General features: G+C 61.2%; 19 protein-coding genes and 1 CRISPR repeat array. Of the genes, 16 read left to right on the top strand and 3 right to left on the bottom strand.

Annotation, left to right across the window (positions count from 1 at the left end):
- Nucleotides 1-297 precede the first annotated feature (297 nt).
- The 16 genes from KYK29_RS06470 to KYK29_RS06395 all read left to right on the top strand — a co-directional run bounded on the left by KYK29_RS06470 (nucleotide 298) and on the right by KYK29_RS06395 (nucleotide 22,109).
- Nucleotides 298-1,374: a sugar ABC transporter substrate-binding protein gene (locus tag KYK29_RS06470; protein ID WP_254690008.1), complete on the top strand. Its 1,077-nt coding sequence runs from the start codon at nucleotides 298-300 to the stop codon at nucleotides 1,372-1,374.
- A 55-nt stretch (nucleotides 1,375-1,429) separates the two neighbouring features.
- Nucleotides 1,430-2,944 (top strand): sugar ABC transporter ATP-binding protein, encoded by a 1,515-nt coding sequence (locus tag KYK29_RS06465; RefSeq protein ID WP_254690007.1) that lies wholly within the window; start codon nucleotides 1,430-1,432, stop codon nucleotides 2,942-2,944.
- Nucleotides 2,945-2,952: 8 nt separating this feature from the next.
- Entirely contained in the window at nucleotides 2,953-3,933 is a 981-nt protein-coding gene (locus tag KYK29_RS06460) for an ABC transporter permease (RefSeq protein WP_254690006.1), read from the top strand.
- A complete protein-coding gene (locus KYK29_RS06455) occupies nucleotides 3,933-4,913 on the top strand; it encodes an ABC transporter permease (protein WP_254690005.1) in 981 nt (326 codons plus the stop codon). Before KYK29_RS06460 ends, KYK29_RS06455 begins: the two co-directional genes overlap by 1 nt.
- A gap of 444 nt (nucleotides 4,914-5,357) precedes the next feature.
- On the top strand, nucleotides 5,358-6,614 hold the full coding sequence (locus KYK29_RS06450; RefSeq protein ID WP_254690004.1) for an acyl-CoA dehydrogenase family protein: 1,257 nt from the start codon (nucleotides 5,358-5,360) through the stop codon (nucleotides 6,612-6,614).
- Nucleotides 6,615-6,716: 102 nt separating this feature from the next.
- On the top strand, nucleotides 6,717-8,090 hold the full coding sequence (locus tag KYK29_RS06445; RefSeq protein WP_254690003.1) for an LLM class flavin-dependent oxidoreductase: 1,374 nt from the start codon (nucleotides 6,717-6,719) through the stop codon (nucleotides 8,088-8,090).
- A gap of 14 nt (nucleotides 8,091-8,104) precedes the next feature.
- A complete protein-coding gene (gene otnK / locus KYK29_RS06440) occupies nucleotides 8,105-9,391 on the top strand; it encodes a 3-oxo-tetronate kinase (protein ID WP_254690002.1) in 1,287 nt (428 codons plus the stop codon).
- A complete protein-coding gene (locus tag KYK29_RS06435; protein ID WP_254690001.1) occupies nucleotides 9,391-10,032 on the top strand; it encodes a class II aldolase/adducin family protein in 642 nt (213 codons plus the stop codon). Before otnK ends, KYK29_RS06435 begins: the two co-directional genes overlap by 1 nt.
- Before the next feature lie 29 nt (nucleotides 10,033-10,061).
- Entirely contained in the window at nucleotides 10,062-11,522 is a 1,461-nt protein-coding gene (locus KYK29_RS06430; RefSeq protein WP_254690000.1) for a CoA-acylating methylmalonate-semialdehyde dehydrogenase, read from the top strand.
- A gap of 79 nt (nucleotides 11,523-11,601) precedes the next feature.
- Entirely contained in the window at nucleotides 11,602-12,480 is an 879-nt protein-coding gene (locus KYK29_RS06425; protein ID WP_254689999.1) for a LysR family transcriptional regulator, read from the top strand.
- A gap of 218 nt (nucleotides 12,481-12,698) precedes the next feature.
- A complete protein-coding gene (gene ribB / locus KYK29_RS06420; RefSeq protein WP_254689998.1) occupies nucleotides 12,699-13,925 on the top strand; it encodes a 3,4-dihydroxy-2-butanone-4-phosphate synthase in 1,227 nt (408 codons plus the stop codon).
- A gap of 20 nt (nucleotides 13,926-13,945) precedes the next feature.
- Entirely contained in the window at nucleotides 13,946-14,410 is a 465-nt protein-coding gene (locus tag KYK29_RS06415) for a riboflavin kinase (RefSeq protein WP_254689997.1), read from the top strand.
- A 596-nt stretch (nucleotides 14,411-15,006) separates the two neighbouring features.
- Nucleotides 15,007-18,360: a type II CRISPR RNA-guided endonuclease Cas9 gene (gene cas9 / locus KYK29_RS06410; RefSeq protein WP_254689996.1), complete on the top strand. Its 3,354-nt coding sequence runs from the start codon at nucleotides 15,007-15,009 to the stop codon at nucleotides 18,358-18,360.
- A gap of 53 nt (nucleotides 18,361-18,413) precedes the next feature.
- Nucleotides 18,414-19,340 (top strand): type II CRISPR-associated endonuclease Cas1, encoded by a 927-nt coding sequence (gene cas1, locus KYK29_RS06405; RefSeq protein ID WP_254689995.1) that lies wholly within the window; start codon nucleotides 18,414-18,416, stop codon nucleotides 19,338-19,340.
- Complete coding sequence (gene cas2, locus KYK29_RS06400) at nucleotides 19,337-19,711, top strand: CRISPR-associated endonuclease Cas2 (protein WP_254689994.1); 375 nt, start codon at nucleotides 19,337-19,339, stop codon at nucleotides 19,709-19,711. The genes cas1 and cas2 overlap by 4 nt, the downstream gene beginning before the upstream one ends.
- Nucleotides 19,712-19,783: 72 nt before the next feature.
- Nucleotides 19,784-21,336: a CRISPR direct-repeat array (repeat unit 36 nt; unit sequence AGCCTAGCAGTTCAGAAATCGCAGGCCAACCGCAAC).
- 107 nt (nucleotides 21,337-21,443) lie between these two features.
- Nucleotides 21,444-22,109: a GntR family transcriptional regulator gene (locus tag KYK29_RS06395; protein WP_254689993.1), complete on the top strand. Its 666-nt coding sequence runs from the start codon at nucleotides 21,444-21,446 to the stop codon at nucleotides 22,107-22,109.
- Here KYK29_RS06395 and KYK29_RS06390 read toward each other — a convergent pair.
- Genes KYK29_RS06390 through KYK29_RS06380 form a run of 3 tightly spaced genes read right to left on the bottom strand, consistent with a single transcriptional unit; the run spans nucleotide 22,106 to nucleotide 25,171 of the window.
- Complete coding sequence (locus KYK29_RS06390) at nucleotides 22,106-22,468, bottom strand: hypothetical protein (RefSeq protein ID WP_254689992.1); 363 nt, start codon at nucleotides 22,466-22,468, stop codon at nucleotides 22,106-22,108. The genes KYK29_RS06395 and KYK29_RS06390 overlap by 4 nt on opposite strands.
- On the bottom strand, nucleotides 22,420-23,490 hold the full coding sequence (locus KYK29_RS06385; RefSeq protein WP_254689991.1) for an ABC transporter ATP-binding protein: 1,071 nt from the start codon (nucleotides 23,488-23,490) through the stop codon (nucleotides 22,420-22,422). Before KYK29_RS06385 ends, KYK29_RS06390 begins: the two co-directional genes overlap by 49 nt.
- Nucleotides 23,483-25,171: an ABC transporter permease gene (locus tag KYK29_RS06380; RefSeq protein ID WP_254689990.1), complete on the bottom strand. Its 1,689-nt coding sequence runs from the start codon at nucleotides 25,169-25,171 to the stop codon at nucleotides 23,483-23,485. Before KYK29_RS06380 ends, KYK29_RS06385 begins: the two co-directional genes overlap by 8 nt.
- Between the last annotated feature and the right edge of the window lie 18 nt (nucleotides 25,172-25,189).

Raw genomic sequence — 25,189 nt, 5'->3', positions numbered from 1 at the left:
TCTCCCAGTAAGCTCGGGGGCCGGCGGCGACGCCGGCCCCCGAGGTGTTTGTGGCGCGGCTGTCATCTCTTCAGCAGATCGGATTGTTCTCAACTGATTATTGGACCCCGGAGGCCAGACGGACGATCTTCCCCAGCGCGGTCAAACCGCATCTGGAGGTTTCGGGAGGAAGCTCGCATCGAATGCCGCTTTGGTCCGGACGGTCGCGTTGCGCATGCGTGGATTGCCTTTCAGGGCAGGCATGTGCCGGAACGATCAGATTTCAGAAGTTGAAGAGAGCCACTCGGGAGGAACAGGATGGCCACTACAGCAAACAGCACGAAGAAATTTCGTCACCGCGTGATGTCCGCAGCTCTGGCGGCAGGTGTCGCGCTCGCTGCCCCGGCGCTTGCCTATGCAGATGGCCGCGTTGTCGTCTTCTCTCCGCCGAGCACCGACAACTACATCGCGGCATGGCAGTCCGGGCTCAAGAAGAAGGCTGCTGACCTGGGATATGAAGCCAGCTTCATCGAAACGACGCGCGATCAGTCCGAGCAGGACGCTGCCGTTCAGCAGGAACTGGCCGCCGGCGCGGATACGGCCGGCTATATCTGGTGGCCCTTCATCAACGCGGCCGGCACGAATTCGCTGCGCTCGCTCTCACGGACGGGCAAGCCGGTTATCTTCGCCAATCAGTATCCGCTGGAAGGAACGGAGTCTCTATGGACCGCCTATGCCGGGATCGACGATTTCGCCAATGCAAAGACTGCCGCCGAAATGCTGCTGAAGGCCTGTGACGAAAGCTCGACGGTGAAATGTGACAAGGGCCTGATCGTGACGTTCCCGGCGGGCTTCTCAGCCGGCGCCGATCGCGCGAAATCGTTTCGCGAGACGGTCGACGGCAAGCTCGAGGTGCTTCAGGAACAGCCGGCGGGCTTTACCTCGCAGGATGGCTACAAGGTTGGCTCGCAGATCATTCCGCCGGTCAAGGACGATGTGACCTGGGTCTATACGCAGAACGACAGCCTGGCGTCCGGCATCGTGCAGGCGCTGACCGAAGTCGGCAAGACTCCGGGCAAGGACGTGCTTGTAATCGGCGGCACATGCCACGGCGACACGTCCGACCTCACGTCGGGTCATGTCATCGGCACCGAAGTGCAGGGCGCCTATCTCGAGGGCTGGTATACGATGCAGACGCTCCACAGGTATCTCAAGACCGGCGTCGTCAAGGACGGCAAGGTCTATGCCGAAGCGACGCCCGATGCGCCGCCTTCGGACGAGGGCGACATCTCGCGTTACAACTTCATCCCCAGCCCGCCGGTCGGCAACTCGAAGGAGGCCGTCGAAGGCTTCAGGCTGTGGGGCTGGACGATGGACGAACTCTGCAACTACTAAAATAACGAGAACGCCGCTCTCGCAACAGGCGGGAGCGGCTTGCAGGGAGGGAATCTTGCACAGGTCCGATTTGTTACGCATGACTTCCGTCAAGAAGTCCTATGGGTCGCTGGTGGCGCTCAAGGGTGTCGATTTCAACCTGCGCGAAGGCGAGGTCATGGCGCTGCTTGGCGAGAATGGCGCCGGCAAAAGCACGCTCGTCAAACTTATCGCCGGACTGGCGCAACCGGACAGCGGCTCGATCGAGATCGGAGGCAGGAGCGTCAAGCTGCGATCGCCGCAGCATTCGCTCGAAGCCGGGATAGCCTATGTGTCGCAGGAATTGAGTATCGTTCCGTCGCTGACCGTCGCCGAGAACATTTGCCTTGGCGGACACGTCCACGGTCCGTTCTGGACGGACAGGCGTCTTGCCGCGAAGGTGAAGCCGTATCTGGAGCTCGTCGGACTGGGCGACGTCGACCCGTCGTCGTTTGCGGGAGGCCTGTCGGTCGCGAAACAGCAACTCGTCGAAATCGCCAGGATGCTGTCGCGCAACGCGAAAATCCTCATCCTCGACGAGCCGACCGCGGCCTTGTCCGACGTGGAGATCGAAAAAGTGCTCGGCGTCGTCAAGAAATTGGCGAGCGAAGGGCGGTCCGTCATCTACGTCACGCACCGGCTCGGGGAAGTTTTCGAAATCGCCGACCGCGTGACGATCTTCCGAAACGGCAGTAGTTTCGATCCGGTGGAGGTGGCCACACTCGATATCGAGCAGCTTATCACGAGCATGCTGGGACGCCGCCTGAACGAGATGTTCCCGCCGCGGGCAACGGAACTCGGCAAGCCGATCCTCAGCCTGAGGAACCTGCGCGTTGCGGGAATGGAATCGCCAGTGAACATGGAAGTGAAGCGCGGGGAGATCCTTGGCTTTGCGGGTCAGCTCGGCTGCGGCGCGAACGCCGTCATTCGTGCGATCGCGGGGCTCAATCCCGTGCTGGATGGATCGATCGCAATGGACGGGAAGACCGTGAACCACCGGGATCCCGGCGCCGCCATCGAACTGGGCATTGCTTACTGCTCGGACGACCGCAAGAAGGACGGGATCTTCGCGGGCCGCAACCTCGTCGAGAATCTGACGTCGACGAACCTGAACAGGATTTCGCCCGGCGGCGTCATCAGCGCCGCCCGGGAAAAGGCGACGGCCGAGCAACTCGCGCAGCAATTCAATATCAGGATCGACCGGCTACAGAGTCTGGCGGGCAACCTGTCGGGTGGCAATCAGCAGAAAGTCGCCCTGGGAAAATGGATCGGGATCAGCCCCTCGATCCTTCTCGTCGAGGAACCTACCCGAGGCGTCGATGTCGGTGCGCGCGCCGAAATCTACCGCCACCTGCGCGTTCTCACCGAAAAGGGGCTCGCAGTCATCATGTGCTCCTCCGACAACCAGGAGGTGCTTGGTCTGTCGGATACGGTTGTCACCTTCTTCCGGGGAAAGATTGTGAGACAGTGCGAGGCGGAGGCGATCGACCTGCCGGCGCTGATGCGCGACGTCACGCACCCGGAAACCAACTCTCCAGGGGTCGCCGCATGATATCGCGATTGCTCATACAGAACCTCGCCCCCATCGATGCCGGCGATGGCAATACATTCGCCCGGCGAAGGAAGCTTAGCCTGGCCTTCGTTGGCATCGGCATCCTCGCACTTCTTCTGTTCGGCGGCCTGACGACGCCCGGCTTCCTGACGCTCGACAATCTGCTCGTGATCGTGCGCGCCGCGTCGATCACCGGGATCGTCGCCGTCGGCATGTCCTATATCACGATTTCCGGTAACCTCTTCGCCTTGAGCGCCGAGGAACTGGCGGTCCTGGCCGCCTGCATCTTCGCGTATTTCATGGGAGCGGGCTTCGATGTCGTCTCCAGCGTCATGATCACGCTTGTTGCCGCCGTGGTCTTCGGATCGATCCAGGGTGTCGTGATTTCCCGCGGCGCCGACCCGATCATCACCAGCCTCGCATTCGGAGCGTTGTTTCAGGGCCTCGCATCGGTCGTAAGCGGAAACAAGCAGATGCTGCTTGGCTCCAATGCGGCCGAATGGCTCGGAACCGGCAGACCCCTCGGAATTCCGATGCAGAGCTGGGCCTTCGTCATTCTCGCCCTCATCGGCTGGGTTGTCCTGAAGAAAACACGATACGGACGAAAGATATTGCTGATGGGCGCGAACAAGAACACCGCCCAGGCCACGGGGCTCAACCGGACCCTGGTCGTTATTGTCGCGATGAGCGTGTTCGGTCTATGCTGCGCGCTGGTGGGCATATCGGGCGCTGCCCAGTTCAGTCGTGCGACCGCCACGATGTTTCCGGGTCTCAATATCGATGTCGTCGCCGCGATCCTCGTGGGCGGGATAGCGCTCCAGGGTGGCCGCGGATCACCGTTGCAGGCTGCGTTTGGAGCCGTGTTCATCGCGCTGCTCCAGAATTACATGCTCCTGCATGCCTTCACGAGCGGCCAGCGAATGATGGTCATCGGAGCCTTGGTCGTCGCCTCGACGCTCGGCTACCACTACTTGCAGGGGAAACGCTGATGAGCCGCAGAGAAATCTTCATGGACGTCATGTTCCGTACCGGATTGATGATCCTCGTCTACGTCGGTTTCGCCCTGTTCATACCGTCGTATTATTCGGTCAGGGGTGTTGCCGCCTTGCTCGATGGAGCGGTGGTGATCGGGCTGACCGGGCTTGGGATCGGCGTAACGATGCTGGCAGCCGAATTCGACCTTTCCGTGGGGTCTCTTGCGGCATTGATCGGTGTCGTCACGCTGAACTTCATAAATGGGGCAGAGGTTGGAATGGTGACAGCCATCGTCCTCGGCGTCGTCATCGCGGGTGTCTTCGGAGCGGCACAAGGGCTCGTCATCGCGATAACGGGCATCAATTCGCTGGTCTTCACCATTGGAAGCCTTATCGGCCTGCGCGGGCTGGCGCTCTTCATGAGTGGGGAGAACACGGTCAACATTCCGGTACAGCGGCTTGAAGAGACCGATTTCCTGTCTGCCAGCGTTCTGGGAATCTTCTCGATCCCCAGTCTGGTCATGATCGGCGCGTTCGTTCTGGTGGCTGCGTTTCTTCGCTACACCGTTTGGGGCAAGGAAGTCCTGGCCATCGGCGGGGGGCGGACCGAGGCCCGCGCTGCTGGCGTCTCCATAAAGCGTGCAATGGTCGTGGCCTTCGCGATATCCGGTGCGCTGGCAGGCCTTGCCGGTGCGATCTCGTGCGTCAAGCTCGGAAGTGCGACGCCGCTGGGTTTCGACACGCTTTTGTTGTCGGCGGTGACCGCCTGCCTGATCGGGGGGATCGCGCTCGAAGGCGGCAGGGGCACCGTGACAGGCATATTCGTGGGCCTGTTGACCTTGCGCTTCCTTGTCGGTGGCGTTTCGGGTCTCGGCGCGCCGTTCTGGATGCAGAACCTTGCGGTCGGATCGCTGCTCATCGTCGTCATCGTGGCGCAATTATCCGTGCGGCAATTGAAATCACGGCATGACGCACCGGCTTTGCCGGTGCATTGAACGCCCGGCTGGCGGCTGGCATTTTCAAGCCGGGAAGAATGTATTTTGCAAGCGCGGGAACGCAGGTTTCCGCGCTTGTCCTATTGCCGTCGGTCCGCTCCGGATAGCACAGCGATCCAGATATGACGCCAAGCGTGGAATCGGGAAAATCGAGTGGTATCAGGCTGTTGCGAGCGGCGATGCGGCCCCTTCCAGCCGCATTCATCTCCCTGAGTGATTGATACGTTCTGCACCCGTTGTTGGACAAGCCGGCACCCTTCAGCGATCTTGGCGTCATCGGTCGCTTGGAGGAGCGGTCGGGACCCCTTGTCCCGATGCGACGCCGAATGGGGGTCAGAAATGAAATGCCGTTGGCAAGCATCCTCCACCCGTAAATGCCGTGGCTCAGCCGAGCTTCGACAACGCTCTTGCTGCAATTTCAACTAACCTGGTCTGGTAGCCGATATGCTCAATTCTAAAGTAGACGAACCACTGGCACTTCCCGCGAACCTTGCATGGGGTACGGAGCCGACAGCCCGCTACGAGGCCCTGGCCGAGAACTTCCGGCCTGTGCTTGCGAAAATCCGGGAAGGCGCGATCGAGCGTGATCTGAACCGTGGCCTCCCCGTAGACGCCATTGCCGAACTCAAGGCCACCGGCTTTGGCGCATTGCGCGTGCCGACGGACTATTTCGGCTTCAATGCGTCGCTCCCCGAGTTCTTCGCCCTTCTGATCGAGCTGGGCGAAGCCGACTCCAATATCGCCCAGGCGTTGCGTGGCCATTTCGCTTTTGTCGAAGACCTTCTCAACTTCGGCCCGACCCCGTTCGCGGAGCGCTGGCTGACCAAGGTCGGCAACAAGCAGACCGTCGGCAACGCCATGGCCGAGATCGGCCCGAAAGCCATGCAGCAGTCGCTGGCGACACGTCTCACGGGCACCGGTGACGTCCTGCGCGTGGACGGCTCCAAATATTACACGACCGGATCGCTCTACGCTGATTGGGTCGAGGTTTCGGCCGACAACGACGATGGCGAGCCGGTGATCGCCATGGTCGCCCGCCATGAGGAAGGCGTCGAAATCATCGACGACTGGGACGGTTTCGGTCAGACGCTCACCGCAAGCGGTTCGGCCCACTTCACAAACGTCAGGGTCGACGCCATGGAGGTTCGTCCCTTGTCCAGCCGGTTTGGCTATGCGACCGCCTTCTTCCAGCTCTACCATCTTGCAACGATCGCAGGCGTGGGACGCGCCGTGACCGGCGACACCGCGCGACTGGTCGCCGCCAGAACCCGCGTTTATTCCCACGGCGCAGGCAGCCGCTCGTCGAACGATCCGCAAATCCTCCAGCTCGTGGGCCAGATGCGCGGTGCGGCCTATGCCGCCGGCGCGACCGTCATGCAGGTGGCCAGAAGCCTGCAACGCGCTGCCGACCTGGCGGCCTCCGGCGATCAGGAAGCGGCTGAACGCGCTTTCTCGATTGTGGAACTGGAGACGGCTCAGGCCCAGACGGTGGTCATCGATCTGGTCCTCGATGCGGCCACCAAGGCGTTCGACACGCTCGGCGCGTCCAGCACCAAGAAGGATGTCGGTCTCGATCGTCACTGGCGCAACGTGCGCACCATCGCGTGCCACAACCCGCGGGTCTACAAGCAGCGCATCATCGGCGATTACGCGGTCAATGGCACCGCTCCGCCATTCCAGTGGGTCGTCGGCGCGGTCTGACATTATCCACGAACTGGGAAGAACCTGTCCGAAAATCACAGGTGGCGATCGAGCCATTGCCGCCTGATGACGATGCTATATCTAATGGAAGGAATGCCGGAAATGGCGAAGCGCCTCGTCTTCAACGCATTTGTAAACAACGCGGTTTCGCACATTTATCACGGCTTGTGGCGTCACCCGGACGCCAGGCAGTCCGAATTCACCAATATCGATATGTGGAAGAACCTGGCCGGCCTTCTGGAGCGCGGAAAGTTCGACTGCCTCTTTGTCGCTGACGTGACCGGCATGGACGGCATCTACAAGGGAAGCCCCGACCTGTTCGTCAAGGAGGCGATCCAGATTCCGATCAACGACTCGGGTGCCTTGTGTTCGGCTCTCGTGGGCGCGACCGAAAACCTCGGCCTCGTCTTCACGAGTTCGATGATGCAGGAGCATCCGTTCAATTTTGCCAAGCGTGTCGCGACGCTCGATCATCTGAGCCGCGGCCGGATCGGCTGGAACATCGTTACCGGCATCAGCAACAACGCCGCCCGGAATTTCGGCTTCGACAAGATCGTGCGGCATGACGAGCGCTATGCCTGGGCCGAGGAATATCTCGATGTCCTCTACAAGCTCTGGGAAGGCTCCTGGGACGAAGGGGCCATTCTGGACGACAAGGAGACGGGCGTTTACGCCGATCCTTCCAAGGTTCACCGTATCAACCACGTCGGCAATCGTTACAAGGTTGCCGGCCCGCAGCTTTCGTCGCCGTCGCCGCAGCGCATTCCCATCCTCTATCAGGCAGGAACCTCGAGTGCGGGGCGGGCATTCGCCGCCAGCAATGCGGAAGGCACGTTCCTTCTCAGCATCAATCCCGAAGGCGCGCGCAAGGTGATCACGGAAATGCGCGCCGCCGCCGAGGCGGCGGGCCGCCGGGCCGACGACATCCAGTTCGTCCAGGGCCTTTCGTTCGTGGTCGGAAGCACCGAGGCGGAGGCAAGCCGCAAGTCGGAGGAACTCGACCAGTGGCTGAGCGAGGAAGGTCTCCTCGCGCATGTCGGTCGCGACATGGGCATCGATCTCGGCATGCTCGACCCGGACCAGGCGATCGACGACATGAAGGCGGAAGGCGTGCAGGGTCATCTCAAGGCGCTGCAGCAGGGAAGCGGAGGCAAGCGCAGCACCGTCCGCGATATCGGCCGCCTTCACGCCCATAGCACGCGCGTGGTGGGAACGCCGGAACAGATCGCCGACAAGCTGACAGCCTGGCAGGAGGCCGGCGTCGACGGCATCAATGTGATGTACCAGCTGATGCCGAATTCGTTTCAGGATTTCGTCGAGCATGTCACCCCGGTCCTTCAGAAGCGTGGCCTCGTGCAGACGGAATACGCATCCGGCACGCTTCGCGAAAAGCTGTTTCCGGGTCGCGGCCCGGTCCTCAACGATCGCCATCCGGCCGCCCGCTACCGCGGGGCCTTTCGGGGTCAAGAGGCGTAAGACGAGAGCGGGTGATGACAGAGAACTTGCTTTTCGGCGCGATCGGCGACGACCTGACGGGGGCGATGGACCTTGCGAGCCTGATGGTCGCATCGGGCATCAAGGTGGACGTTCGGGTCGGCGTTCCGGATGGCGCGCCCGATCCGGACGCGCCCGTTGCCGTCGTGGCGCTCAAATCGCGTGTCGCGCCTCCGGAAGAAGCCACGGCGCAGATGTTGGAGACGACCAGATGGCTGGCGCAAAGATCGCCCCGGCAGTTCTTCTTCAAGTATTGCGGGACGTTCGACTCAACGCCGGCCGGCAATATCGGCTGCTGCACGGACGTTCTTTCGGATTTTACGGGTGCGGACCATGTGTTCTTCATCCCCGCGAACCCGGCTCGTCACCGCAGCGTCTATAATGGGCACCTCTTCTTCGAAGGGCAGCTTCTCTCGGAATCGCCAAGGCGGTTCGATCCGCTGACGCCGATGACGGAATCCGACCTGGTGAAGGTCCTGACGCCGCAAACCGGCGTGAGGGTCGGACTTTTGCCCAGACACGTCGTCGCCGAAGGGAAGGACGCCATGCGCGCCCATCTGCAAGAGATGCTGCGCGCGGGGAAGAGATACATCATCGCGGATGCCATCTGCGAAGAGGACATGGCCAGCCTTGCCGATCTGACGGTCGACGACAGGGTGATGACCGGAAACAACACCATCGCGGGCTACTACCCGGCGCTCTGGCGGGAGCGCGGGCTGATATCCGGCGATCTTTCGCCGGCGCCTCTTCCGCCGGTCGCGGGACCGGGGGCGATCCTTGCGGGCAGTTGCTCGCCTCAGACGCTCCGGCAGCTCGAGGTGTTTCGCGACGGCGGCGGCGAGGTGCTGTTCCTCGATCTTCTCGGCCCGGAATGCGCGTCGCAGATCGCCGAGCAAAGTCTAGCCTGGGCGGAAGGCCGGATCGGCTCACGCCCGCTGGCGATTGCGATGTCCGCGTCTCCCGATCAGGTGTCGAAGGTGCAAGCCAGGTTCGGCCGTATGGAGTCCGCAGCGATTGTCGAGAATGTCCTTGGAACTGTGGCCGTGGGACTGACGCAGCGTGGAGTGTCGCGGCTCGTCGTGGCCGGCGGCGAGACATCGGGTGCGGTGATCGGCGCACTCGGTATCCGGAAACTCCAGGCCGGAGCGCAGATCAACGGCAACATCCCTCTGGCGATCGGGGATATCGGCAAGCCGATCGGGCTTTGCCTGAAATCCGGGAAACTCGGCGGCGTGGACGTTTTCAACGAGCGTCTGGCAGCAATGGAAGCAGGAACGTTTTGATGGGCGATCAGCACGAACAATTGCGCGACGATCTCTGCCGGGTCTACATCGAACTGGACCGGCTCGGCCTGATCTTTCTCGCTGCCGGCAACATCAGCGTGCGTGTCGACGGCGGCATGCTCATTTCTCCCGCGGGCTGCTCCGCGGAGACGATCCGCCCGGATTCTTTCGTTCTGGTTCAGGATGGAAAACCTGTCGAAGGGCAGGCAAAGCCGTCGAGCGAATGGTCGATGCATACGTCGATCTACGAGCGCTGCCCCGAGGCGAACGCCATTGTCCACACCCATTCCGATCACTGCGTGGCCGTTGCCGCGACACGCAGGCCGCTTCCGTCCTTCCATTATATGGTCGCATCGTTCGGTGGATATGACGTGCCATGCACGCCGTATGTGACGTTCGGTTCTCCCGCGCTCGGCATCGCTGCGGCAAATGCCCTTGTCGATCGTACCGCCTGCCTGCTCGGCAATCACGGAATGATCTGCCACGGCCGGACGATCGACAAGGCCATGGCCACGGCATTGCGCCTTGAAGTTCTCTGCCGCCAGTACATCGCGGCTCTTCAGGCTGGGCAGATTCAATACCTCACCCCCGAGGAAATGCAGACCGCCGTCGAGCGCTACAAGAGCTACGGCGCGCGTTAACGACGCTTTTCACCAAGGAGCATTTTAGGATGAACAAGCACCTCCCAGCATCCGGGGTCACGTCGTTGGTTGCCGGAAAGCAAGGCACCAGCAGCCAGACGTCGTCGATTATCGATCCCGCAAGCGGCCTTGAAGTCGGTTCGCTTTCCCATGCCGATCTTGCAACGGTGGACGCCGCCGTTCAGGCGGCCAGCGACGCATTTCCGCGCTGGCGCGATACCGCGCCGGCCCAGCGGGCGCGGTATCTGATGAAGTTCAGGGAGTTGGTCGAGGCCAACAAGCAGGAACTCGCCGAACTCATCACGCGCGAGCACGGCAAGCCTGTCGTCGACGCCCTCGGCTCGATCCAGCGCGGTCTGGAAGTCGTCGAGTTCGCCATGGGAGCGCCGCAACTGCTCAAGGGTGAAAATTCGGATCACGTCGCGACGGGCGTTTCCACCCGGTCCTCACGGCGTCCGCTCGGCGTCTGCGTCGGCATCACGCCGTTCAACTACCCGGCGATGATTCCGATGTGGATGTTCCCGGTCGCGATCGCCTGCGGAAACACCTTCATATTGAAGCCGTCCGAAAAGACGCCGAGCGCGGCGAATTTCCTTGCCGAACTGCTGACCAAGGCCGGTGTGCCGGACGGTGTGCTCAACGTCGTGCACGGCGGTCGCGAAGTGGCGCACGCACTGGTCACGCATCCGGACGTCAAGGCAGTCTCCTTCGTTGGGTCGAGCGCTGTCGCCAGGGCGGTCTATGAAGCGGGGACGTCCGCCGGAAAGCGAGTGCAGGCCCTTGGAGGCGCGAAGAATCACGCAATCGTCATGCCGGACGCGGATATCCGGAGCACTGTTTCGGCGATCCTGAACGGCGCCTTCAATTCCGCGGGCCAGCGCTGCATGGCGATCGCGGTCGTCATAACGGTGGGTGAGGCGCACGACATGCTGATGCCGGCTCTTCGCGAAGGGGCCGCGGCGATGAAGGTCGCGCCGGGCGCCGATGCGGGTTGCGAAGTCCCGCCGGTCACCACGCGCGAGCAGTTCGAGAAAATCCTTGCCGCGATCTCCTCCGGCGAAAGCGAGGGGGCAAAGCTGGTTCTCGACTGCCGCGATCCGGATGCCGGCAAGGATGGCAAAGGCTATTTCATCGGCCCGGTCATCTTCGAGGGCGTCACCACCGAGATGCGCATCTATCGCGAGGAAATCTTCGGCCCGGTCCTGGCGGTCATGCAGGTCGAAACGCTGGAGGATGCCATACGCCTCAGCAATTCCCACGATCTCGGCAACGGCGCGGTTCTGTTCACCTCGTCCGGCAAGTCGGCCCAGCTGTTCGAACGCGAGATCCTGTGCGGCATGCCGGGTGTCAACGTGCCGGTTCCGTCGCCGGTCGCCTACTATTCTTTCGGAGGCAACCGCGGCTCGATCTTCGGCGATCTGGCTGCGAACGGGCCGGACGGCGTCAATTTCTACACGCGTCGTCAGGTGCTGACATCCAGGTGGTCGTAAGCGACGGCGACGACCACGTTTGGCGGGCAGGGCTCGACCTCGTTCTGCCCGCTGATTATAAAAGGGAATGGCCAACCACATGACATTCGAACAGCTACGCATCTTCATCGCTGTCGCGGAACGCTGTCATGTAACCAGGGCGTCGGAAGCGCTGAACATGGCGCAATCCGCCGTGAGCACGGCGATTGCCGCGCTTGAGGAGCGGCACAATACCAAGCTCTTCCATCGCGTCGGCCGCGGTATCACGCTGACCGAGGCGGGACGGATCTTTCTTGAGGAAGCCAGGGCCGTTCTGGCGCGCGCCGAAGCCGCCGAACTTGTATTGGCCGAACTGAGCGGCCTCAAGAAGGGCAGCCTCAACGTTTTCGCCAGCCAGACGATCGCCAGCTACTGGCTGCCGCGATATCTGGTTGATTTCCACAATGCCTTTCCGGAGATCGATGTCAGGCTCTCCGTCGGCAACACGACGGAAGTTGTCAGGGCGATCCATGACGGCGCCGTGGACTTCGGGTTCGTGGAGGGAAACGTTGACGACAGCTCGCTGATCGTCGAGGCGATCGCCCGTGACCAGCTGGTGATCGTGGTGGGTCTCGATCATCCATGGGCGGAGGCGAAATCCATATCGCCGAGTCAATGGCCGGAAAGTCCCTGGGTCATGCGTGAAGTGGGATCCGGAACCCGGTCGATCTTCGAGAATGCCGCGCGTAGTGCGGGCGTCTTCGAGAAACTCCATATCTCCTTCGATCTTCCGACGAACGAAGGCGTTCGGGGAGCGGTGGAGGCGGGGATGGGGGCATCGGCGATTTCCGCTTCGGTTGCGGCTCCCTCCATCGAGGCCGGTCTGCTCGTACACGTGCCCTCGTCGCTGCCGGAACGGGCGTTCACCTATATTCGTCACGCCGAGCGTTACAAGAGCGGAGCCGAAGACGCTCTCTTGAAGATCATTCGCGGTCGCTGAACCTGCGCCTGTTCTTGTTCTCGAACGTGCAGCCGGCAGGGGTGACGGGAGCAAGCCGCTGCGCGGTCGGCAGGCGGCATCATCTTTGCCCGCGATTGTAACGTTCGATACCTTGTATTGGACTTTAAATGCCTCCCCCGACAAACTCCTGTTGTTCCGGCAGTCCGGCGGTGATGCGGACCGGGACGAGACGGTCGGGTTTCTGAAGGAGGTTATCCATGGCGTTCGCAACGATTGAGGCAGCGATCGAGGCAATCAGGGCCGGCCGGATGGTCGTGGTCGTGGACGATGAGGATCGGGAGAACGAGGGTGACCTCGTCATCGCCAGCGATCTCGTCACCCCGGAAGCCATTGCGTTCATGATGCGCAATGCCCGCGGGCTGGTCTGTGTCTCGATCGACGCCGAACGGGCGCGCGAATTGCGAATACCTCTCATGGTCGCCGAAAATACCGAGTCGCTCCGTACCGCTTTCACGGTCTCCATCGATATCAAGCAGGGTGCGACCACGGGGATTTCCGCGCAGGATCGCGCCTTGACGGTCAAGGCGTTGTTTGACCCGTCCTCGCGCCCGGACGATTTCGCCCGGCCCGGTCACGTCTTTCCGTTGATTGCAAATCCGGGCGGCGTCCTGGCCCGTCCCGGGCATACGGAGGCTTCCGCCGATCTGGCGCGTCTGGCCGGATTGAACGCCAGCGGCGTCATCTGTGAAATCGCCAATGATGACGGCACCATGTCGCGCCTGCCGCAACTGCTGGAGTTCTCGCGGTGCCATGACCTGCTGATCGTCACGATAAAGGATCTGATCGCGTATCGCCGGCGTCTGGAAAAGGACGTTGAAAAGGTGGCCGCCTGTAGCATGCCGCTTCGTCAGGGCCTCTTCGATGCCATCGTATACAGAGACAGGAGAAACGATGCGGATCATGTCGCGCTTGTCATGCGTTCCAGCCGGGATTGCCGCCCGCTGGTTCGCGTGCATTCCGAATGCCTGACGGGGGAAGCCTTCGGCTCGTTGCGTTGCGATTGCGGCGAACAGTTGCAGGAGGCGATCGACGCCATCGCCGATCGCGGACACGGCTGCCTGATCTACATGCGCGGCCAGGAGGGGCGCGGGATCGGGCTTGCCGACAAGATCCGTGCATACGCCCTTCAGAGCAAGGGCTTCGATACGTTCGCCGCCAACAGGGCGCTCGATCTCCCCGACGATACGAGAAGCTACACGGCCGCGGCGGATATATTGAAGGACCTCGGCTTCGACAGCATCGACCTCATTACCGACAACCCCGGAAAGGTTGCGACCCTGGAACAATGCGGTATCGAGGTGGTTTCCCGCCAGGGATCGATGATCGCGTCCAATGCGTCCAACATCGCCTATTTCAAGGCGAAAGCCGAGCGCTACGGAGGCTCCGTCAACATTGCCGATCTGGTCGATCGCATCACGGCATGAAGCCCATGGAACCTGTCTCGATGAAGCGGCCTGCCCGGATTTCGCCAGCGCCGCCCGCATTTCCCGAACCATCGTCCGTGGATGCGGTTTTCCGGGGCGTGGTCGTGAAGGGCGCGCGGATCGGCCGGCAACTTGGATATCCCACCGCGAATATGGCGGTTCCGGAGCATCCGCCTGTGCCGTCAGGCGTCTATGCCGTATGGTTCACGGATGCGTCCGGTCGGCGGTTCGCGGGTGTCGCTTCGCTTGGCGTACGGCCAACGGTCGAGGCGGACGGAAAGATGCTCCTGGAAACGCATCTGTTCGATTTCTGCGGCGATCTCTACGGCCAGGTCTGCGAAGTCACGTTTTGCCATCTCATTCGCCCGGAATTGAAGTTTGGCAGCCTGGCGGAACTGCGTGCGCAAATCGAGCGTGATGCGGTGATGGCCAAAAGCGTCTTGTCGGGCACGGCATCGATGATGCCTTTTGACCTGTCTCTATAGTATGGCGATATTCCGGAATACGACGTCGATTGTCGACTGCTGTGCCGATATCGGTCCGGTCGGCAAGGCCGGGCGTTCATTTCAGGGTTGGCGGTTCGGTCAGCAGAGCACGGTAGCGGCTGAGGCTTTCCTCCAGATGCGCGGCAAGCGCCTGTTTCGCGGCCGTGTTGATTTCCGCTCAGAACTGAGCCGGTGGGGATGCAGACAAAAACTTGGACTGTTTTCACGACATGCAGCGTATCGGCTTGCTCCGCACTTGATCAGACTGCGTAGACCGTTGCTGCCGGGCGTGACCCTCAGGCGACGACGCCAAGCCGATATGCAGTCGAGTATGTTCTGATGCGGGTGGCGGGTATGGCTTCGCGACGTAGATGTCATGTCATCATATGACTTCATGAGCTTTCGGACGTTCTGCGGACAATCCTGAAGTATGGGGCTTGTATGTCGCTACAAAAAAAAGCGTCCGCCGAAGCGGACGCCTTATCTGGTGCATATCTCAGCTTGTTTAAACGGCTGGACTGCGATTTCTGAACGATAGGTATGTTGCCTAACTCGCCTTGATTGTCAATGCTGCAAGTATTCACGGGGAGGTGGCTATGGCTGGACGGATTACGACGCTTGGACTCGATCTCGGCACGAACTCACTCGGCTGGGCGATCATCGAAACACGCGGTGAACCGGGTGAAAGCGATGAAGGCCGTATCGTTGCCAGCGGCGTGCGCATCTTCTCGCAATCGGAAATGGCCGGGCGTGATCCGCAGTCGAAGGCTTCCCTGGCGGTGGCACGGCGTCAGGCGCGTGGGTCAAGGCGCCGGCGGGATCGCTATCTGAAGCGGCGGCAGCGTCTTGTCGACCTTCTGGTCGATCTCGGGCTGATGCCCGCGGCTGAGGGGGCTCGCGCGGAACTGGTGAAGAACCATGGGGACGGCAAGGCGGGCGACCTCTCGTCCTCCGTCTATGCCTTGCGCGCACGCGCGCTGGACGAGGCGCTGTCGCCCCATGAGATCGGCCGCGCGATATTCCATCTCAATCAGCGCCGCGGATTCAAGAGCAATCGCAAGGCCGACAGCAACGACCCCGAACAGGGCGTGATTTCCGAGGGGATGCGCGCGCTCGATGAAAAGATGGCGGAGGCGGGCGCGCGGACCATCGGCGAATGGCTGCACATGCGCCGGCTGCAAGGCCTGCCGGTTCGTGCCCGTATCGCACCTGACGGGGAGGGCTATGCCTTCTATCCTTCGCGTGGCGCGCTTGAGCGCGAATTCGACCGGATCATGGCCCGCCAGACGCTTTTTCATCCCGAGCTGCTCACCGACGCGGCAATCGGGGAATTGCGCGCGGTGGTCTTCCACCAGCGCCCGCTGCGGCCGGTGAAGCCGGGGAAATGCTCCTACAACCCGCTGGAGGAGCGATTGCCGAAGGCGCATCCGCTGTTCCAGAAGTTCCGGCTGCTCAAGGAGCTCAACGAACTGGAGATCGTCGGGGAGGACCAGAAGCACATCAAGCTGACGCCGGAAGAGCGCAATACACTGGCGCTGCAACTGCGGACGAGCCTCAACAAGCAGGGCAAGGTGCCCTTCTCGAAGTTGCGGAGCACGCTGAAGCTCGGGCGGGAGGTGCGCTTCAACAAGGAGGCCGACAATCGCAGCGATCTCGAAGGCGATGTGATCCATTTCCGCATGTCGCGCCCGGAATGCTTCGGCAACCGCTGGGCGGAACTACCGGTGGAGGCGCAGGCGTCCATCACTGAAAAACTGCGCACCGAACCTGACTACAACACCCTCATGAACTGGCTGAAAACGGAGGCGGGGCTGGATGAGGCCCATGCCCGGGCGGTGGCCGACACACCGGTGCCGGACGGTTTCGGCAGGCTGGGCCGATCCGCGCTGACCGCGCTCATCGACGCGCTGGAAAACGACGTGGGTGAAGGCGGTTTCGTCATCACCGAGGCGGAAGCGGCGAAGCGGGTTTACGGCCGCACCAATTCCGAAGCCGATCCGAACCGCAAGGGTGTGGATCAACTGCCGAAATATCAGGAGGTTCTGGCGCGCCATATTCCTCCGGGAACGGGCGAGCCCGACGATCCCTATGACGATTCCATGGGTCGCATCACCAATCCGACCGTCCATATCGCGCTCAACCAGTTGCGCCGTGTGGTCAACGCGCTGATCCGGACATACGGCAAGCCGGACCGGATCGCCATCGAGGTTGGCCGCGAACTGAAGATGAACGACCGGGAGCGCGACGAGGTCAATCGCCGGATCGGGCGGAATACGAGAGCGGCGATCGAACGGGGCAAAAAGCTGACCGAGACCTTCCGGCAGTTGGACACCGGTTACAACCGCCTCCGGCTGGAATTGTGGGAAGACCTGAACCAGAAGCCGGAAAACCGTGTCTGCATCTATTGCGGCAAGGCCATAGCCGGCCACATGCTCTTCAACGGCGAGACGGATATCGATCACATCCTGCCCTATTCGAAGACGCTGGACGACAGCAAGGCGAACCGGATCCTGTGCTGCACGTCCTGCAACCGCGAGAAGAAGAACCGGCCTCCGTCGAGCGTGCCACAATGGCGCAGCCGCTATGACGCGATCCTGGCGCGCGTCACGACGCTGCCGAAGAACAAGCAATGGCGATTTGGCGAGGATGCCATGGCGCGCTTTGGCGAGGAGGAAGGTTTTCTCGCCCGGCAATTGACCGACATGCAGTATATTTCCCGACTGGCGCTGACCTACCTCGCCCATCTTTACCCGGTTCGTGAAGAAAAACTCGAAGACAAAACCCGATGGCGTACTGAGGCCGGGCTCGACGGACAATATAGGAAGCACGCACGCATTCGCGCCTTGCCCGGGCGGATGACCGAGATGCTGCGCCGCCAGTGGAGCCTCAACGAATTGCTGCATGGCCATAATCTCATCGGCGGTGACATGGCCAAGCCGAAGAACCGGCTGGACCATCGCCACCACGCCATCGACGCCATCGTCATCGCCTGTACCTCGCGTGCGCTCATCCAGCGTCTGGCGACGGCGTCCGCGGCGGCTGAGGAGCGCGGGGCCGAGCGTGTCGTCGAGCGGATCGATCCGCCATGGGCGAGCTTCCGCGAGGATGTCCGTGCGGCGGTCAGCGCCATCGTCGTCAGCCACAAGCCGGATCACGGCACGGTGAGCCGCGAAGGCGATGCAAAGGGTCGCGGGCAGACGGCGGGCAAGTTGCACAATGATACCGCCTACGGATACACCGGCGAAAAGGACGCCGTCGGCAACGATATCGTCGTGCGCCGCATCGCCATCACCGATATCCGCAGCCGCGCCGATATCATGAAGATCAGGACCAACGCGCACGGCCATTCGGAGCTGAGGGACCGGCTTTACGAGGCGACACGCGGGCTGGAGGGCAAGGCGTTCGAACAGGCGGTGCTGGATTTCGTCAGGGGCGACGCGAAATTCAAGGGCATCCGCCACGTCCGCATCGCCGAGGCGGCCAATCCCGTCTGGATCACCCATGGCGGCGGGCGGCACAGGAAGGGTTATCTGCCGGGCGGCAACGATCGCTTCGATGTCTGGGAACTGGCGGACGGCAAATGGGATGCCGAGGTGGTGACGACCTTCGATGCGCACCGGCCCGGTTTCGTGCCCCGCATGCGGCTCGAAAACCACAACGCCCGCAAGATCATGAGCCTCAAGAAGGGGGATATGGTCGCCTATGACGACCCCGGTAGCGGGAAGCGCATCATCGCCATCGTCCGCAAGTTCGACCAGCGCAACAAGCAACTGTACCTCGATGCGCACAACGAGGCGGGCAATCTCGACAAACGGGAGAAGGAGAAAACCTACAAGCCGCTTCGCCCGAGACCCAACCCGCTGAAAGAATACAGGCCGCGGCAGGTCCGCATCGATGAGATCGGGCAGGTGTTCGATCCCGGCCCCTGGTGGGAGAAGCAGGGCGGTTAACCAAGGATTAAGGTTTGCCGGACGAAAGGGCATGATTGAGTTAGTCTCTCATTATGCAGCGTGTGGTTGATCTTTCCTCTGACGGCCTGCATGTGGCCGTTCATCGTGGCTTCCTTACCGTGTCGAAGGACCGGGAGGAGATGGGCCGCGTAGCGCTTGATGATATCGGCGGCGTTATCGCCCATGCGCATGGGCTGACATGGTCGAATACGGTCTTCGTCCGTCTCTCGGAGCGGGCAGTGCCGGTTGTGTTGTGCGCGGCGAACCATGCGCCGGTGGCCTGTGTCTGGCCGTTGCAGGGCAATCATCTGCAGGGCAGGCGGCTGAACGCCCAGGTGGACGCGTCGCGGCCTTTGGCCAAGCGCATCTGGCGGGATATCGTGGTCGCGAAGATCCGCATGCAGGGCGCGGTGCTGGCATCGGTCGGGGCGGAGGCCGGCGCTTTCGACAGGCTCGCCCGCAAGGTCCGCTCCGGCGATCCGGACAATGTGGAAGCGCAAGCCGCGCGGCGTTACTGGCAAGCGTTCATGGGACCGGATTTCCGGCGCGATCAGGACGGCGAAGGCGCCAATGCGCTCTTGAACTACGGCTATACGGTGCTGCGTGCGACCGTCAGCCGGGCCATCTGTGTCGCCGGCCTGCATCCCTCGATCGGGCTCCATCACTGCAACCGCGCCAATGCCTTTGCCCTGGCGGACGACCTGATGGAGCCCTATCGGCCGATCATCGACAGGGCCGTCTACAATCTCGTGCAGGACGGGTCGCGGGAGGTTTCGCCCGAAGCAAAGACCGCACTGGTGACATTGACGGCGCTGGATCTGCCGGCACCGCACGGTATGAGCCCGCTGCACGTGCATGCCACGCGGCTTGCACAGCAACTGGCGGCGCGTTTCGACAAGGAGGACGAGGGCCTGGAGCTGCCTTCGCCACTTGACCCGCTGACGTTATCCGGCCTTGCCCGGCCGGGCGGGACGCCATGACAACGCTCCATACGGAACAACGGGGAGAGCGGACGAAACCGTCCTACATGTCCGCTTATCGGATGATGTGGATGCTCGTTACGTTCGATCTGCCGGTGGATACCAAAAGGCATCGCGCCGAAGCGACGAAATTTCGCCAGTTCCTGCTTGATCAGGGCTTTGAGATGAGCCAGCTTTCGAATTACCTTCGATTGGTGAACGGGCAGGAACAGTTTGAAACCTACACGCGGCGCATCGGATCCCATCTCCCGGAGCGGGGCGATGTTTTCATCTTTCAATTTACGGATAGGCAATATGAAAATATCGTCCGATTCAGCGATCAAAGCCGCCGCACCCGAAAGAAAAATCCCGAACAGATTGCACTTTTCTAGTGTCCACGGATCATTTCATGGCGTGATAAAGCCCCAAAACCACTGTCGAAACAGGGGTTTGGGACAATATCGAGCCTAGCAGTTCAGAAATCGCAGGCCAACCGCAACAACCACTCGCGTCGACCAAGGCGGCGGGCCAGCCTAGCAGTTCAGAAATCGCAGGCCAACCGCAACCAGGTGAAGGCGAACAATGCTGTGTGGATCAGCCTAGCAGTTCAGAAATCGCAGGCCAACCGCAACTGTCAGGAGACGGTGATGCGTTACACTAGAGCCTAGCAGTTCAGAAATCGCAGGCCAACCGCAACAGGAAATGGAAGCCATCATGGTTGCCCTGCAGCCTAGCAGTTCAGAAATCGCAGGCCAACCGCAACGCAATCCACCATTCATCACAAACGGTTTCCAGCCTAGCAGTTCAGAAATCGCAGGCCAACCGCAACTGTCAGGAGACGGTGATGCGTTACACTAGAGCCTAGCAGTTCAGAAATCGCAGGCCAACCGCAACAGGAAATGGAAGCCATCATGGTTGCCCTGCAGCCTAGCAGTTCAGAAATCGCAGGCCAACCGCAACAGATCTGGAGCTATATCGTTTATCGCAGACAGCCTAGCAGTTCAGAAATCGCAGGCCAACCGCAACCAGAGGGGCGCGGTGGCACTGCAACAAGATCAGCCTAGCAGTTCAGAAATCGCAGGCCAACCGCAACCAAGGCATTCTGGCAAAACTCTGCGGTACTAGCCTAGCAGTTCAGAAATCGCAGGCCAACCGCAACGTCCAGCTACACCTGGAGGTCCGAATGGACAGCCTAGCAGTTCAGAAATCGCAGGCCAACCGCAACTACGATTGCTCGTCATGTACCTTGAGCGTCAGCCTAGCAGTTCAGAAATCGCAGGCCAACCGCAACGAGCCGGCCAGCATCTTCGATATGGCCGAGAGCCTAGCAGTTCAGAAATCGCAGGCCAACCGCAACGCGCAGCGCAGACGAAGGCGGTTGTCGAGGAGCCTAGCAGTTCAGAAATCGCAGGCCAACCGCAACGGCGCAACCCTCCTGCCGCGCAGCTTTGCCAGCCTAGCAGTTCAGAAATCGCAGGCCAACCGCAACTGCTGCATGTTCATCGCCTCGTGCCTCCGCAGCCTAGCAGTTCAGAAATCGCAGGCCAACCGCAACTATGTCGCATCGCTCGAGGGGAAGATGTGTAGCCTAGCAGTTCAGAAATCGCAGGCCAACCGCAACAGCTGCATGTACGATTGCTCGTCATGTACCTAGCCTAGCAGTTCAGAAATCGCAGGCCAACCGCAACGGACTATATTAGCTGCATGTACGATTGCTCAGCCTAGCAGTTCAGAAATCGCAGGCCAACCGCAACTCGTCATGTACCTTGAGCGTCCAGCTACAAGCCTAGCAGTTCAGAAATCGCAGGCCAACCGCAACAGGCCGACATGGACGAAGCGAAAGAGGCGAAGCCTAGCAGTTCAGAAATCGCAGGCCAACCGCAACGGCATCGGCGCGAACCTCAACACCGGCAACAGCCTAGCAGTTCAGAAATCGCAGGCCAACCGCAACCACGATGACAGCTTGACGAGATGCACCCCGAGCCTAGCAGTTCAGAAATCGCAGGCCAACTGCATTGCGCGATGCGTTCACGTGCTCATGGGAACAGATCTCGCCGGCATGGACTTTTTGCGTCAATTTATGTATACGGCTTTGTATAAATAGATTTCCGATCTGGACGACCGATGACTTCCGAAAATCAAACCAACTATGACATCGCCTATTCGACCCTGAAGCGTGACATTCTCGCCGGAAGTTATCGGCCGGGCGTTTCCATTTCCATCGGCGACGTCGAGAAGCGGCTGGGGATGAGCCGCACCCCGATCCGGGTGGCGTTGCAGCGTCTTTCCGAGGAAAAGCTTCTGGAAGTGATGCCACGCCAGGGTTTCCGTGTCCCCCTGATTTCTCGCCGGGAACTCTGGGACGTGCAAGAGGTCTTGCTGGGCCTCGAACTGCTTTCGATCGATTTGATTCTCGAGCGATGTTCGCGCGCGGATATCCAACCGCTCGTCGACGCCGTTGAGAAAATGAGAACGGCCAATGGTATCGACGACTTGAAGCTATGGTCGGAGGCCGATGCCGATTTTCATAGTGCGCTCCTCACGCTAAGCGGAAATGAGGTGTTGAGGAAAAGTGCAAGTCAATTGCTGGAACAGATGTGGCGTGTGCGGACGATCACCCGAACGTTTCGCCCGACGCCCGTCCGATCCACCGAAGCCCATGCCGCCCTGGTCGAAGCTCTGTTGGACAACGACATCGAAAAGGCGCGATCGATCCACTATCAGCAGCGCCGGCGGAGCGCGAAGGAAATCGATGAGATCATCGAGCGGCTGGAGCCTGGCATTTTCTAGACGGCGACGCGTTCAAATCGAACCGGCCCGAATTCGTCGCGATCGATTCCGGAAGGATAGAGCGGGATGCGGGCGGAAAGCCGCTTCATATTTTTCCTTATCCCCTCAAGCCTCGTCGCAAAAATTTTGCGCGACATCACCGCGTTGTGCGCATCACGGGCGGCCTTCGTATTACCGGTCCATCCGGTTACCCGGATCGTCGAACATCCGGTTACCCGGATCGTTGAACATCCGGATGCCCGACATTCGTCGGGGAGACGAACGATATCGGGCCGGCCGGGGAACGCCGGCCGGGCCTGATGAAACGAAATCACGACGCCTTCGGGAATATCCAGACGCTCTCGGCTGGAAGTTCGCACCAGACATTTCCCGGTTCTCGCCGGACGGAACCTTGCGCTTTCAACGTGACGCCAAGTCCGCTCAGCCGATACTCCCAGTGATTGCCCAGATAAATACTGGCATCGAGGTTCACAGGAATGCGATTGGGGCCCGGCTCATTGTGAATGGCGGTCTGCTCGACCCGCACGATCGCCGAGACGGCGTTGCCATTGGCAACCGTCGGCCCTTCCGGCAGTACCCCGGAGATCGACCATGAGGGGCCGAGAACGGTCGGCTTGCCGCCCGCCATGCTCAATTCGCCGTCGATGCAGTTGTTGTTGCCAAGGAATTCCGCCGTATAGCGGCTCTTCGGATTGCTGTAGATATCGAGCGGCGAGCCGCTTTGCACGATAGCGCCATTCTTCAACAACAGAACGTTGTCAGCCATCGCGAGCGCCTCATCCTGATCGTGCGTGACCATGACGGCACATAGTTCGAGTTCCAGGATGAGCGTTCTGATCCAGTAGCGGGCCTCTTCGCGCAGCTTCGCATCCAGGTTCGACAGGGGTTCGTCGAGCAGGATGACCTTCGGCTCGTAGACAAGGGCGCGGCAGATTGCGACCCGCTGCTGCTGGCCGCCGGACAGCTGGAAGGGATAGCGTTCGGCCAGGTGGCCCAGGCCGAGTTTTTCAAGCATCGCCTGAACGCGCTTTGCCGTTTCAGCCTTGCCGGCGCCACGGATCGCAAGGCCGAAAGCGACGTTTTCCGCGACTGTCCGGTGCGGCCACAGGGCGTATGACTGGAAGACGAGGCCGATGTTACGCTTTTCCGGCGGAAGAAGGATGCTCCTGGAATGGTCGAAGACCGGTGTTCCCGCAATCTGGATACGCCCCTTGCCTGGAACCTCGAGCCCGGCGACCGTACGAAGCAGGGTGGTCTTGCCGCTGCCGGACGCTCCGAGCAGCGCGACGACCTCTCCGCGCTTTGCCGTGAACGACGTGCCCTGGAGCACATGCAGCGCACCGAGATGCATGTGAATGTCGTCGACGATCAGGTCACTCATGGATTTTTCCTCCCAGGCGATTTGCCAGCACCAGTCCGCCTGTCGTCATGACGACGCTGATCAGGGCGAGTGCCGCGATGGTGTCGAGCGATCCGCTGGCCATCAGCGAAACGATGAGCGAACCGATGACCTCCGTCCCATTGGTCATCAGGTAGACGCCGGTGGCGTATTCTCTCAGGAAGATGATCATGATCATCGTCCAGGCGCCGAGAAGGCCGGGGCGAATGATCGGGATCACGATCCGCGCCCAGGTCTGGCCGATCGTGGCGCCTGCGGACCGCGCGCTTTCCTCCAGTTCGGGAGCCACCTGAAGAAGTGTGGCCTGGATAAGTCGAAGGCCATAGGACAGGCCGACGATGATATAGGCGACGAGCAGGCTGAACAGCGTCAGGCGAAGCGGCTGAAGGAACGGAACGAACAGGAATATCCAGAAGAACGCCAGGCCGATGATGAGGCCCGGCAGCGCGCGCGGCATCAGGACCATGTAGTCAAGGGCCGTATGCCCCGCGCCGCTCCATCGATGTCCCGCAAGGGCGATGATCAGATAGGCTCCCACAGCCAGGGCGCCGCCGATGACGGCGAGGAGCAACGTGTTGGTGATGCCGCGCTGAAGGGCGCCAATGCTGAAAAGCTGTTCGAAATTGTTCAGCGTCAGGTGGTCGAGAAGGTTTACGCCCGCTCCCCAGCTATCGACGAATGCGCGGATCGCGATACCGCCGATCGGAAAGACGATCGAGATCGTGAGCCAGGCCCCGATGCCGAGCCACGCGATGAGCTGGCCGGATTTGCCGAGCCGGATGCGCGTCACGCGCGCGCCCTTGCCGCCGATGGCTGCAAACCGGCGAGAGCGGCTCAGCAGCTTTCGCTGAATGAACACCAGCGGAAAGATAATGGCGAGGAGAACCACCGCGACGACCGCCATCAGCTGATAGGACGGAACGCCGAGAATGGTCGTGAGCTTGTAGATATAGGTGGTGAGCACGAGGACGCCCGCCGGATCGCCGAGCACCAGGGGCAGGCCGAATGCTTCGAATGCGAGCATCACATTGAGACCGATGCTGAACACCAGGGCCGGCATGATCAGTGGCCAGGTCACATGTCTCGCCACGGTCCATACGCCGGCGCCGGACGTCCTAGCGGCCTCCTCCAGATCGCCGGGAAGGTTGCGCATGGCCGCAGAAGAATAGAGATAGACATGCGGGACATGGGTCAGGCCCGAGATCAGGATCAGGCTCGACAGGCCATAGATGTTCCAGGGCGCAGGCCCGAAGATTTTCTCAAACGCCAGGGTGACGACGCCGGTGGGCCCGACGGCGACCGTATAGCCGAATCCGAGGACGATCGCCGAAAGGAACATCGGCACGAGAACCACCGCTTCGAGCCACTTTCGACCGGCAAGGTCGGTGCGCGTTACGAGGAATGCCAGCACTGCTCCCAGAGGCATGCAGATAGCAATGGTTCCCAGCGCGAAAAGCACGGTCGTTCCCAAGGCGCGGTAGAAGTCCGGATCGCTGAAGATGTAGACATAGGCGTCAAGCCCGAGCGTGCTCAGCGGTGAAAAGAACGGTCCGGACAAAAAGCTCTGATAAAGGATCAGAAGGACGGGAGACAGTACGAGAATTCCGAGCGCTGCCAGGGCAGACAAGCGGAATCCCGTAGCGTCGGCGGTCGTTTTAGCCATCTCTACGGGTTCCTTTTT

The sequence above is a fragment of the Shinella daejeonensis genome, assembly GCF_024281235.1.
Taxonomy (GTDB): Bacteria; Pseudomonadota; Alphaproteobacteria; order Rhizobiales; family Rhizobiaceae; genus Shinella; species Shinella daejeonensis.
This window is presented reverse-complemented; position numbering and strand designations above follow the sequence as displayed.

Coding starts and splice junctions, on each gene's coding strand:
- KYK29_RS06470 (WP_254690008.1), top strand. CDS start 298: ATGGCCACTACAGCAAACAGCACGAAGAAATTTCGTCACCGCGTGATG.
- KYK29_RS06455 (WP_254690005.1), top strand. CDS start 3,933: ATGAGCCGCAGAGAAATCTTCATGGACGTCATGTTCCGTACCGGATTG.
- KYK29_RS06450 (WP_254690004.1), top strand. CDS start 5,358: ATGCTCAATTCTAAAGTAGACGAACCACTGGCACTTCCCGCGAACCTT.
- KYK29_RS06445 (WP_254690003.1), top strand. CDS start 6,717: ATGGCGAAGCGCCTCGTCTTCAACGCATTTGTAAACAACGCGGTTTCG.
- otnK (WP_254690002.1), top strand. CDS start 8,105: ATGACAGAGAACTTGCTTTTCGGCGCGATCGGCGACGACCTGACGGGG.
- KYK29_RS06435 (WP_254690001.1), top strand. CDS start 9,391: ATGGGCGATCAGCACGAACAATTGCGCGACGATCTCTGCCGGGTCTAC.
- KYK29_RS06430 (WP_254690000.1), top strand. CDS start 10,062: ATGAACAAGCACCTCCCAGCATCCGGGGTCACGTCGTTGGTTGCCGGA.
- KYK29_RS06425 (WP_254689999.1), top strand. CDS start 11,602: ATGACATTCGAACAGCTACGCATCTTCATCGCTGTCGCGGAACGCTGT.
- ribB (WP_254689998.1), top strand. CDS start 12,699: ATGGCGTTCGCAACGATTGAGGCAGCGATCGAGGCAATCAGGGCCGGC.
- KYK29_RS06415 (WP_254689997.1), top strand. CDS start 13,946: ATGAAGCGGCCTGCCCGGATTTCGCCAGCGCCGCCCGCATTTCCCGAA.
- cas9 (WP_254689996.1), top strand. CDS start 15,007: ATGGCTGGACGGATTACGACGCTTGGACTCGATCTCGGCACGAACTCA.
- cas1 (WP_254689995.1), top strand. CDS start 18,414: ATGCAGCGTGTGGTTGATCTTTCCTCTGACGGCCTGCATGTGGCCGTT.
- cas2 (WP_254689994.1), top strand. CDS start 19,337: ATGACAACGCTCCATACGGAACAACGGGGAGAGCGGACGAAACCGTCC.
- KYK29_RS06395 (WP_254689993.1), top strand. CDS start 21,444: ATGACTTCCGAAAATCAAACCAACTATGACATCGCCTATTCGACCCTG.
- KYK29_RS06385 (WP_254689991.1), bottom strand. CDS start 23,490: ATGAGTGACCTGATCGTCGACGACATTCACATGCATCTCGGTGCGCTG.
- KYK29_RS06380 (WP_254689990.1), bottom strand. CDS start 25,171: ATGGCTAAAACGACCGCCGACGCTACGGGATTCCGCTTGTCTGCCCTG.